General features: G+C 44.4%; 7 protein-coding genes. 5 read left to right on the plus strand and 2 right to left on the minus strand.

Annotated features, from left to right (window positions below; translation table 11 throughout):
* The first annotated feature begins 43 nt into the window (after positions 1 to 43).
* The 5 genes from DXN04_RS26470 to DXN04_RS26490 all read left to right on the plus strand — a co-directional run bounded on the left by DXN04_RS26470 (position 44) and on the right by DXN04_RS26490 (position 10,910).
* On the plus strand, positions 44 to 3,727 hold the full coding sequence (locus DXN04_RS26470) for a T9SS type A sorting domain-containing protein (protein ID WP_116856429.1): 3,684 nt from the start codon (positions 44 to 46) through the stop codon (positions 3,725 to 3,727).
* Positions 3,728 to 3,773: 46 nt separating this feature from the next.
* Entirely contained in the window at positions 3,774 to 9,269 is a 5,496-nt protein-coding gene (locus DXN04_RS26475; protein WP_147320068.1) for a hypothetical protein, read from the plus strand.
* A complete protein-coding gene (locus DXN04_RS26480) occupies positions 9,269 to 9,742 on the plus strand; it encodes a hypothetical protein (RefSeq protein WP_116856431.1) in 474 nt (157 codons plus the stop codon). The genes DXN04_RS26475 and DXN04_RS26480 overlap by 1 nt, the downstream gene beginning before the upstream one ends.
* A gap of 78 nt (positions 9,743 to 9,820) precedes the next feature.
* Positions 9,821 to 10,321 carry an RNA polymerase sigma factor gene (locus DXN04_RS26485; protein ID WP_116856432.1) on the plus strand — a complete coding sequence of 167 codons (501 nt, stop codon included), beginning with the start codon at positions 9,821 to 9,823 and terminating at the stop codon, positions 10,319 to 10,321.
* A complete protein-coding gene (locus DXN04_RS26490; RefSeq protein ID WP_116856433.1) occupies positions 10,311 to 10,910 on the plus strand; it encodes a hypothetical protein in 600 nt (199 codons plus the stop codon). The genes DXN04_RS26485 and DXN04_RS26490 overlap by 11 nt, the downstream gene beginning before the upstream one ends.
* Before the next feature lie 103 nt (positions 10,911 to 11,013).
* Here the strand turns inward: DXN04_RS26490 and DXN04_RS26495 are convergent, their stop codons facing one another.
* On the minus strand, positions 11,014 to 11,823 hold the full coding sequence (locus tag DXN04_RS26495; RefSeq protein WP_116856434.1) for an SOS response-associated peptidase: 810 nt from the start codon (positions 11,821 to 11,823) through the stop codon (positions 11,014 to 11,016).
* Positions 11,824 to 11,829: 6 nt separating this feature from the next.
* Positions 11,830 to 12,327 carry a hypothetical protein gene (locus DXN04_RS26500; RefSeq protein WP_116856435.1) on the minus strand — a complete coding sequence of 166 codons (498 nt, stop codon included), beginning with the start codon at positions 12,325 to 12,327 and terminating at the stop codon, positions 11,830 to 11,832.
* Positions 12,328 to 12,706: the final 379 nt, after the last annotated feature.

Here is a 12,706-nt window from a genome sequence, read left to right on the forward strand (position 1 = left end):
TTATAAGAATATCAACCAAAACAATAACAATTAAGCCTATATCATGAAGTTTGTTACCACGGTAATAATATTATTATTACATCTGTCTGGTTTTGCGCAATTAAGTGTAAATGTATATGCTCATCTCACGCAAACAGGTTCAATCGGTTCACTTTCATTTGATAAAACGATGACATTGGGTGCTTCTCCTATGTCAGCCACAGGTGGCCCTGTTTACAAGGCTATTGTGAGTCATATTCCTCCATTTTTGTTGTATCGGGATGATGCTATGATAGGAACGGTAAGTAGCGGTAATGTATACCCGGTGGGCGCTATCAGGGGGGATATACAATTTTATGGCGGGGAAAGGAGCACAGGGTATTTCTCAGTAAGATATGTGTATGAGATGGTGGCACCGCACCGGGTGATAGCGGAGCTGTCTTCAGGTACACAAACTTGTGTTAATAGTGCTATTACATTACGCTCTGCGGATAACTGGCCTTTGCTGAATGATTATATAGTGAGTAGTGGGGTCGTGTGGGAGTATAGCCTGAACGGGACAGCTGCATGGGTGGCTTTGGATTCCACTTCTTCCTATTCATACTCATTTGTACCGATGTTGTATATGAATGTAACAGGGGTTGTGAACGTTCGTTTCAGGTGTCGTATGAAGGCTGAGTATGACAACCAGGTGTATTATTCTCCTTATAGCGCAGCATCTGATTTTTATACGATTATACCGGCAGCTCCGCTAGTGAAAAGTATGAGTGAATTGCTGGTTACACCTGCCTGTGCGGGAAAAGCGAATGGTGAGATTTATCTTCCGGGAACAGCCATTAGCAGCGCGGAGCCATTGATGTACTGGTTATTGCGTCCGGGTAATGTGACTACTGTCTGTACGACAAATTGTGGTGACCTGGTAGATTGGAGCAATGGGGCGGATAGTGTGAGTAAGGGAGTGAGTATAGCAGGGGTGAAGGCGGGTGCTTATACATTATGGTTGGTGAACAGTGGGGGGAGTGCGGGTAATTGCCTGACACCTGTAAAGGTCGTGGTGCCGGAGGTGGCGGCTTTATCACTGGCTATAAAATCAGTCACACCTATCGGATGTAATGGTGGCAGGGATGGCGTGATTAGTGTGCAGGCAAGTGGGGGTGCCGGGTATAGTTATGGGTTAAAAACGCCCGGGGGAGATGTACTTTATAATACAAGTGGTACCTGGCAGGATTTGGGTGCGGGTACCTACGAGGCAATGGTGAGTGATACGGCTTGTAATGATGTGCAGCGTGTGAGTATTACGCTTACCGAGCCGGCAAAGATTGTCGGTACAATCCATGTTGCCGAAAGTTCCTGTAACCTGGAACCTGATGGAAGAATAGATATTACAGCACCTGGCGCGGGAATTCATTTGTATAATGAAGCGGGAGTATTACAGGACTCACTTTCCGGGCTATCAGCGGGAAAATATACAATCAGGTTATTTGATATTGCGCATCCGGTCTGCCCAGCATGGGATACCCTGCTGAGTATAAGGGGGCCTGTGCCACTGGAATTGCAGTTAATAAATGCTGATTCAGTAAGTTGCCAGGGAGCTAATGACGGGCATTTGCGGGTGAGTGGGAATGGAAGTCTGTATGTACTCACCGGCCCCGTACAGATGACGAATACAACAGGAGACTTTGATCATCTTCCTGCGGGGGAGTATACGGTGCAGGTAAGAAGGAATAATACGGGTTGTGGGGATGTGGTATCCGGTCAATTTACAATCTACGAACGGCCGCCATTAGCGTTAAAACTGGAAAGCATCCCGGTCACCTGTTATAATGCCGCAAATGGGTATTTGCAGGCAAATGTAAGCGGTGGCACAGGGACCTATAATTACACCTGGGAAAAGCTAAGGGAGCCAGGCTGGTTTGCTGTTGGCAGACAAATAGAGGATGTAGGGCCCGGTACATATAGGGTTAGGGTTACAGACAGGGAATGTAGTGTGACATCTGATACGGTTGTATTTACTAATCCCCTGCCGGTGTCAGTAGATGATGTGAGTATAAGGGAAGCAGTGTGCCTGGAAGCTGGAGCCACCTTCGATGTCAGGGCTTCGGGTGGCGATGGGAAGTATACAATTGCTTATTCGGGAGATCATGGAGAGACATATACACCGCTTGGCCCCATAACTGTAGCAGGAGAATATGACATTCGCGTAGAGGATGGCAGGGGATGTATGGCCTGGGCAGCAGATACTTATACAATAACTTTACCTGATAGCCTTTACTTTCAAACTAATGTGAGCAATATCACCTGTAGGGGGAATGATGATGGCCGGATTGATATTAGCGCTTCAGGAAATGCTTACGCGCTTTCTTTTAGCCTGGATAATGAGTTGTGGCAGGCATCACCGGTTTTTGATGGCTTATTGGCTGGTGCCTATACGGTTTATGTAATGGATGATAGGGGGTGTAAAAAATCTTCAGCGGTGCAGGTATCGGAAGATACTACCCGGCAGGCATTAAAGGTCAGTATTACGGGTAATAAAGGGGTTTATTGCGGAGCAGATACCACGGGTATGCTTAGTTTTATAACAACCGGGGGAACGGCTCCTTATACCTATTCATTGGATCATACGAATTGGAGGACTACTCCATCTTTCTCCGGACTAGCTGCGGGTAGCTATACAATATATGCAAAGGACGATTTTGGCTGTGCTACGAAATATGATGCTGTCATAACAGCGGAAGATCCGGCTCTTAATTTAACCGCGCGGGTAATGCCTGTCCGCTGTTACGGAACGGCTACAGGAGCATTGGATATAACAGCGACAGGTGGGGATGGGGTTTACCACTATACCTGGCAGGAGACAGCTTTGAATACAGGTAATCTGGACGGGCTGCAGGCGGGGCAATATCACCTGTTGCTAAGTGACGGGGCAGGGTGTAGGGTATCAGGAGAATATACGATTCCAGAACCCTCATTGCTGACAATGAAATTAAAAACATCGGGCGTGTGTGATGGATTGGAGGATGGTATTGTCGGGGTGCTTGCTGAAGGAGGCACGGCTGCTTACGCCTACTCATTGGGAGATGCAAATTGGGGCAGCGATTCCATCTTCACTCACCTGGCAGCAGGAAAGTATACAGTAGCAGTAAAGGATGCGAATGATTGTTTTTTGGAAGAGGAGGTGATGCTCAATAAGAGGAATACACAACCCCTGGTCAACTTCCTCGTCGTCTCACAGGATAATGTTACAGATACACTAGCTGTCAGGGAAATATGTTTGCCAGCTCCCGATACGGTGAGCTGGGAGTTTTCTCCTGGTGCGGAATGGCTGGGTACAGATCCATATAATGCGCCTTTGATCAGGTTTAATCGCCAGGGAGACTACTGGATAAAAATGTACGCCAGCTTTGGTACCTGTACATACAATTTACAGAAAGGGATAAATATCCTGCCTTATGACCCCTTATCCCTACCTGTATATCAGTTACCTGCCAGCATAATTGATACAGTGATGGTGTCGCCTAACCCCAACCGGGGTTATTTTACATGTAAAGTTCAGCTTAACAGGAAACAGCAAACGACCATCAGTGTATATGACCTGAATGGAAGGATGCTGGCGCGAAAGCAATATGCGCCGGCTCTTTTGATAGCCGATAGTTTTGATTTGGGGAATGTGCTATCCGGGATGCACTTGCTACGGGTGCTAACAGAAAATGATAGTAAAGATGTGCCATTTATAATCAGCCAATTTTGAGTGATTGGCCAGGACGGGCAGCTGTCCTGGCCATAAAAAACATTAGATGAAAAACCTGTGCTTTTTAATAATCCTATTGTTTTCCTATACAGTTGCCTTGCAGGCACAGGATTATCCTGTTAGTGCCAGTACACAGATCATACCACCTTATAGCCTTTACCTGCCTGATTATTATACAGGAGTTGACGAAAAATTGAGGGTGATTCTCCTGCAGAGAGATCTTACTCAGCCTGGCTATGATATTAGCCTGGCAATGACATTGGAGAGGAATGGTACCGTGATCATGCGTACAATACCAACTTTCCATCCGCAGCCGCTAACATTAAATGCGGGCGTGCCGGTCATTATTAGTGGCGCGGCATTGGCGGAGTATTTTATGGCAGATAATCTTCTTTTTAGTGGCGGTTATAGCCGGGAAGAATATGAGCGGACCCGGTCATTGCCCGAGGGGTCTTATCGCCTGAGTTTCCAGGCATATGATTTTCACCGGCCTGGCATACAGATCAGCAATGCTATTGCCAGTGTATTCTTTTTGCAAAAAAGTGATCCGCCTTTATTGAATCTGCCCGTTTGTGGCAGCAAGGTGGAAAAACGGGAGCCGCAGTATCTCACGTTTAACTGGTCTGGCCGGAATACCAGCCAGGTAAACGTATCCTACATATTTTCTTTGTACGAGGTAAAGCCGGCCGGGACTAATCCCGATTACATTATTCGTAGCACCAGGCCTCTTTACACCACGACGACGGATAATACAACTATTTTATATGGTCCGGCAGAACCTGCGCTTATTGACAGTATGCAATATGTCTGGATTGTACAGGCAACAGATAAGGAAGGAAAGGACTTATACAGTAACCAGGGGTATAGTCAGAGTTGTACATTCACTTATCTTGGAGTCAATCCATTTGAGCATGCGGAGAAGCCGGTGCTTTACGGAACTGCGCAGGGTGATCGGCAGATCCGTTATCACTGGCCACGTGCTGCAGCAGATGCTTATCGTCTCCAATACAGGGCCGTTGCCAGGGATAATATTACTTATGACTGGCAAACGATAACAATAACCGGTGATACCACTACGCTGATCAGGAGCCTCGAAGCGGGGCGGGAGTATGAAGCGCAGCTTCAATGGGAACGCTTGGGATTTTATAGCGCAAATAGTGATCTTTTAAGAATCACCACAGCTCCCTTACAAACGGTAGCCTGCGGAGATGCTGCTATTCTTTCCCTGCCTGCCAACAGAACCGTACAGCCTGTGCTCATAATAGGTAATATTGTGCGCATAGGTCATTACGAGGTGTTGCTCACCGCTCCTTCCGGCGGGCGGATCATTACGCCGGGACTTGGTTTTGGCCTGGAAGTTTATTTAAAGAATATAGTCGTCAATACCGACATGGTAGCAATTAGTGGAGAAATGCATGCGGTCACCAAAGGCATAGACCAGTTCATCAAAGAAGAATTGGATGCGCAGCATGGCGGCGATGATGTGGGGAAAGTAATAACCGGTGACCTGGTAGCAGATATTACAACCCGCTTACAGCTCTTTAATAAAGAGGCGATAGCTGTTGATACCGCTTCGCACACCATCACATTCACTGACAGTGGGGATGGTACAAGTCAAACAATTCACTATACCTCATTACCGCTGCTGGTGGAAGATGCGGGAGGTAGGATCTACCAGGTCACGCAACAGGGCAATGTCAATAATGTTGGTAAACGGGATAGCGCCATGGCGGCTAATGTAGCTAATTTTAATCATCTTCAGCTGGATAAGGGAAGGGTAGATTTTTCGGCAGGGGATGATAACAAATATGCATTTGATACCTTCCATGCGGATTATCCACTGAGCTATGAATCATTGGGAAACGGGCAGTATAGAGTGAGTGCAAAAGCCATAATACCCGGGGCACAGGAAACTGTTATTGCACATCGATCAGACACTGGGTCTCTCATCTTTGTAAATGGCAAGGGAATCGTGTATCCTTCCAACTGTGCAGGGCAGGCATGTAAAGTAACCATTATGGGTGGTGCTGCAGGCGATGCACAGGAAATATATGCGGTGGGTTCAGATGGTAGTAGTATTGGAAAATTATTAGTGCCCAGTTACCCTGCCTTACAGAAAAAAGTAGTGCTGGTGCCGGTTGGTGAAAATGTTAGTATACCTGAAAAGGATATTGCGCAGACATTGGCCTCCGTTTACGGGAGCATTGGGGTATCCTATACGGTAAATATAGATAAGAGTTTTCAGGGGAATAAGGTCTGGGACCTGAATAAGGATGGTGTGCTGCAGGATAGTAAGAGTGCTTTGTTGAGTAACGGTTTTACAGGAGAGGAAAAGGCGATGAAAAAGGCTTATACTCAGTCTCACAACATCACTGATGATGCAGTGTATCTTTTCGTAGTCAACGAGGTGGCCCGGGAAGACGTAGGTTTGTTGGGTAAGATGCCCCGCAAAAGCCAGTTTGGATTTGTATTCCTTAAGAACGGCACTAATGCAGAAATAGCCCGTACAGTAGCGCATGAAATAGGGCATGGAGCATATACACTGGAGCATGTAATCAGTCCTTCCAATAACCTGATGACAAGGGGTGCAGGTATAGCATTGTATAAATTCCAGTGGGATATAGTTCATGACCCGGGGAGTGTATGGGGGATTTTTGAAGATGATGCTGCCAGCGAGTTAACAAAAGGTTTATCTCTGTATAAGTGTTTGGAAAAGGAAGTTCAGGAGGCGTGTACATCCGCATTATATTATGCACCGGACAGTACAGTCGTTCGTTTGCCGGAGGGGGCCATTCCGTTGTCGGTGTTCTACCAGGACTTCAGTGCTGCGAGTCCGGCGATGGCAGGCTCATTGAATAGCTTTGTGTATGGAGGCAAGGAATACAATGCTATTTACTATGTAAGTAATGGTAGGTTTAAGGGATATAGTTATGAAAAATACGATACATCTGCTTATATCTATACGCGTGCAAAAAAAGCAGGTGATGAGATCAATATTATAGAATTCGGTAAAGAAGTATTCACTTGTGGAGTAAAGGTAAATGGGAGTAATTATGCCAATGAAGGTTGTCTGTGCCAGGATAACATATATACACAGCAATACAGGCGATTAATGCGGGAGGTCATTGGAGCAGATCAGCCAGCAGTGGAGGCAGAAATTGCTGCTGTTTGTAAGACATTGATTTCACTTCCTGAAGATGTATTGTCTGCCAATCAGGAACTATTTACCTGTTACTATGATAATCCGGAATTATACTATTTAGATTGGAAAGCGTCTTCTGGTGTGTTGACATTTGAGCAGTTAAAGCGGATGCATAGGCAGTTGAAGGAGCTGGATAGTAGTATTCAATTACTAAAGAATTGTGCGTTTAAAGATGGGAATGAGCTGGTCAGGTTCATTAATGAGCACTTCGTGATTACAGGGACTAAAATGTCTTATCTCACGCGATCTCAGTTTGAGGGGTTGTTACCAGAAACGCGTGCCTGCTTAATAAAAAAGTTATTGGAGGGGGACTATGGACAGCGTTTTACAATTGCCAGTGGCGAGTTCGGCGGGCAGAATATCATGTTGGAGATAATAAGGACCTGTGCCAGTTCTGCTGATTTGTACAAGGTGATCAGGATCCTGGAGCGGGATCATGTATTATATAAGTTGTTATCAGATACATATGATTATCTCTATGTTTCAAAAGGTAATTTTTCAAATTTATGTAATGCCATTACGGTAGCGTGGCTGAATGAAGAAAAGCCTGCTTATAACATGGAATTAATCCGTGAGTTAACAGCGGAAAGGAAATACTTGTTATTTGACAACGGGTATCTTACGGCCACCAATGAGGAGGCATTCAGGGATGAAGGGCAGAAGATCCAGCTGGAGGTAAGGGATGGGATGGCGACGTACCTGAGTAGTGTAATCGGTGAACTGAGTGCGGGCGGTGCCATGATGCTGGCTGACTATGGAAAGGTAAATCCTTTCTTTGGCAGGTTTGATCCGCTGGAGTACCTGATAGTAGTGCCAAAGAGGGATACAAAGGCATTCGGGACGACGCTGGAGCAGGGGATTCCTTATATACTACCGGCGCTTTCAGTTTATTGGTTGTTTAAGATGGATACGAAGGCGGCGATGGAGACATCGGGAGAATTGGTATTGAATTCGGGATTGTGTGCAATTGGGATGGAAGGATTGGCAGGAGCGGGGAGTGCTGATGTAGGTAGGGAGTTGTTGAATTTGAGTCTTGTGGATTTTATAACTTATGTGAATGCGGCTCCGGAGATGCTGCAGGATCATCCGCAGGTGGTAAAGTATGCTAACTATTTAGCTTTGGCGTATATGGTGGGCACATTGACGGCGGGGAGTGTGAAGGCAATCCGGAATGCACGGATTGCGGTACCGGTGGAGATGATAGGGTGGGAGCGTGCAGAAATGACTACCTTAATAGGGAAATTGGCTGTGGGGTTGGAAGAGAGGAAGGTGTTGCAGTTGAAAGAGATATTGGGGCGAATGGAGGGGGAGCTGGAGTATATTATCCCATTTAAGGTGGGGGATAAATATGGGATGTTGAGGAATTCGGGTGATATTATATATGATTTCTACTCATTGATTAGGGGGAAGGATGGAGTAGAACTATTAGTTGGAAAGGAGATTGTGGTAATTTCGGAGGGTGACTTGTCGATGGTGAAGAGGTTGAGTAAGTTGGCGGACAGGGAATTGATAGTGAATAATGGTTGTGTGAGGATATATGATAATGGGGTGATAGAGGCGGAGTATGGGTTTTTGAGGGTGAAGCCGGATGGGAGTGCGGAGGAGATGGTGCGGGTTGGAAGGGAAGGTAAGCCCGGGAATTTGGTTTTGGCTATAGGAGATGTGAGGGAGGAGAAGGAGTTGGTGAAGGGGATTTTTGAGAATGTAAAAGAGGCGTTGATGGTGGAAAAGGATGGTGATGTTTGGTTTTCTTCAAGGGAGATGTTGGAGATAGTTAGGAGGGGGAAGGAGTTGAGGGTGACGAATTCGGAGATAGAGGATATGATTATTAATGCGTGTAGGAGGAGGGAGTATTCGGTGAAGGCGATGGTAGAGCAGTTGGAAAATTGGGAGAATGTAAGGAGGAGGGGGTATCCATTTTTGTTTGAGAATGTGGAAGATTTCAGGAGGTTTGGGGAAGTGTTGAAGGGAGTGGCGAGGGAGTGGGGATTGCCGGCGGAGGAGATTTATGTGCAGGGGAGTGCGTTGAGGATGGTGAAGCCGGAGGATTTGGATGTGGCGATTATTGTGGGGGAGAGGGATTTTGAGGAGTTAGTTAAAAGGTTTAAGGTTTTATTAGAATCTCAAGAAGCTCAAAAAATATTAGGTCAAAATGGGAAGATTGGAGGTCTTACAATGTTTAAAAGCAAAGAAAAATTAGGCATGTCTTTTACAAGAGAATTTTATGAAAAATATGTACTTTATAATTCAAATAAACTCTTGTCCACAAGTAAAATACAAATTTCGATCATTTTGGAAGGCGGCAATCTTGATTTAAAACCACATTTAAAATTTCAATAATGCATTATGAATTTTACGAAACATGGATGTTTCAAAATGAAAAAACCAAGCTAAAAGAAGATTCATTACATACACAAAGCGTTTATTTTAGGTTTTTTTTTGAGCAGCCTATTAATTGTCTGATTGGGCAACGATGTTTGAGTGGAGAATATGGAGATATCTATTATATAAATAAAGATTTTGATGATATATGGGAATATCATCAAAATAATTTCAGAGAGATCGAATATTTCAATTTAATTAAATTGGTATCTAATCGCAGTATAATTTGTAAGAAGTATAAATGGGATACTTTTATAGGGTTCCTTGTTTGTAATTGTGATGATAATTATAAACCTAAATCTATTTCTACTTTTAGTGAGCATTCAGAGCTTTTAGAATATCGCGAAGCCACCTATTCTCCAGACAACACTCTTCAAAAAGACAAAATCTTCATCCCCTCCCTCTGGCAAACCTTCGAAGAAGATTACTAAAAAATAAACCCATTCCCTGTAACAATCTCCCCTTCCCCCATACTAACCAATAAAACTCATTCACCTAAAAACCAAACCTTGACCAGGGAAAACGAATTCCTTACACTTCTGGATGCCCACAAGGGCATCCTCCACAAAATCTCCAAAATGTACATGGAATCTCCTGAAGACCAACAAGACCTCTTCCAGGAAATCATCTACCAACTTTGGAAGAGCTACCATTCCTTTTCCCACCAGAGTAAATTTTCCACCTGGATGTACCGCGTAGCCGTAAACACTGCCATCACCTTTTTCAAAAAAGAAAAGCGGAAACCGCCTACCACCTCCGCTTTTCCAGAAAACGTCATGTCAGAAGAAAGCGAGGCCAGCTCAAAAGAACTAAAACTATCACACTTCTACAAAGCGGTACAACAATTGGAAAAAATAGAAAAGGCCTTAATCTTTTATCATCTCGAAAACTACACCCACAGGGACATTAGCCTCCAGCTTGGCATCAGTGAAGTAAACGCCAGGGTTAAATTAAACAGAGCAAAAAATAAACTTAAAGAACTTATAAAAAATCAGGGATATGAATTTTGACGACATCCAGGCTGCCTGGAACCAGGAAAGCCATAATAGCATTCAGTTACCGACCGCCCTCAACGATCTGAAGGGAACAAAATCCCCCATCAAAAAGATAAGAACCACCATGCGAACTGAATTAATCTTTCAATTGATTGGATTAGTCGTTGTTGGCTTTTTTCCACAGATTCTCAACCTGAATAGCAGCTATTTGCTGGCCTTCTATATGACCTATGGTTTTATGATTCTTATTTCGCTATATTATTTTATCCGGTTCTATTTTTTTTATAAACGACTTTATAATTACACCCTCAATTCAAAAGAGAGTCTATATACCTTGTATTATGACATTAAGGTAAATATTGAAATGTATAGGTCGTTCAATTATTCCCTGATTCCCATATTAGTGATAATGCTGTCCCTGTTCATTGTGGCAAAAGTGCCGTTAGGGGCACTTATGGATCAAAGCCACCTGCTCATGTTAGGAATTATCATTTTGGCGATTTCTACATTACTGGTGTATGGTTTTTTGGAATTTGGGATTAAAGTCGGGTATGGGAAGTACCTGAAGGAAATTGGATCTGTACTTGATCAGTTGAGAGAGTAGAGAAGAGAAGACCTCCTCACACACAAACAGAAGAACTCCTTACACAAACAGAAGAATTCCTCACACAAACTTATATAGATCGGTTTTTAAAACAGAAAAAGCATTAAAACAAACTCTGCTGAGTCCCCGCATTCAAAGGCGTATCATTTCCCAAAGGAGGCAACGCGGCCCATTCCCAGTGCGCATCCTTTTCCTGATGATCCGGCCTTTGCTTGCCTCCGCGAATGGTATACACAGTGCTATAACTCAACTCCTCGGCTGGTATTTCATAATTTAAGACTTCCCTTACCCCAGCCTCCGTCAGCTCAGGATCAATCCATTGTTTAGCCATCTCATGATGTATAAATAGCGGCATCCTGTGTTTATTTTCACCGGAATTATGGATCTGCGCCATCAGACTATTAGCCGGACGGGTAATTAATGTATAAGTGCCCTCCTGGTATAATTCCCCGGTAAGGGTGTCAACTTCCGTACTCTCCTGGTAAAGGCCAGGTAAAAAGAATAAAGGTGTGTCTTTTAATTGAACGAGATAGGGGACCTTATTCTTCCAACCGCTTATCTGACGATGCTCATAAATCCCACTCACCGGAATCAGGCAACGGTTGTTTCGAATCCTATACCAGTAGGACTTATGATCATCCAGAATTCGCTCACTTCTTGCATTGATCATGCCGGACCGGCGCGCCGTCCTTTCCTTTGGATCCTTTACATATAAGGGTGTCACTCCCCATTCCATATTAGTTAGCTGTGGTACATGATCTTTTGTATTAATAATATAATACAATGGCAACGCATGCCCCTCCACATGGATAAGCGCGTCACTATTCAATTCAAGTTGCCTGTTATCTGCCAGATCTGGAAAGATGTCGAGGGTCAATTGGATATTTGTATGGAAAGAAACATCGTAACACATAGAGGATCACTTGATAATATCATAAAATGGAACTTCGAGTCTTTGAGTTCCTGTGTCAATACATGCCATCACACGGCCATACCTGAGGTTAAAGCTTACATCGACACCCGCATCTCTGTCCGGTTTCAGCTGCGTCTGGCTCCGGATATATTTCCGAACGTCTTCAGCATATACCTGCCGCATCTGTTTTGCCCAGTTTTTGTCCTTCAGCGAATCCACATATACATGGTAAATTGACCCAGGAGCCAATAAGGCGAGCAACTTATCCCGTTGGGGGGCTTGAAGCAAATCTACCAATTTACCTTCATTAGGCAAAAGGTGTGCGAGGTGGTCAGCAGCGTCTTCCGGATAGCTGTACCTTGTCGCCATAAAGCCAGCACCATTGATTATCCCCGCCCATTGGAAGCGTTGGACCACCAGGATAGGTTGTCCTATCAGCAAAAGTTGCTGAATTCTTTCTATGGTGAGTGGTTCAAATGGGTTGTATGGCTGAATAAGCGGCATGGCACAAATTTGCGCATTTTCCTGTAAAAATTCCAGATAGGTTGTCTTTGAGAGATGAAGGGTGGGTCATAAAGGATAAAGTATGAAGTTCGGAGACTGGATCCTGGACGATAAATGCCAGACCCAATATGCTAAATTACGTTGTTGAAACTTTGGACTGGAAGACAAGAGGGGAGGCAATACGGCCTCAAACATGAAGGTCGGAGGTTTGGGCCTGGACAATAAATGTCAGATCCAATAAACTAAATTGCGGTTGTTGAAACGTTGGGATGGAAGACAAGGGGAGAGGCTATATGGGCTCAAACGTGAAGGTCGGATCGTGGAATCTGGACAATAAATGCCAGACCAATATGCAAACTTATTGCTGTTGAAACGTTGG

This window comes from Chitinophaga silvisoli, from assembly GCF_003412465.1.
Lineage (GTDB): Bacteria > Bacteroidota > Bacteroidia > Chitinophagales > Chitinophagaceae > Chitinophaga > Chitinophaga silvisoli.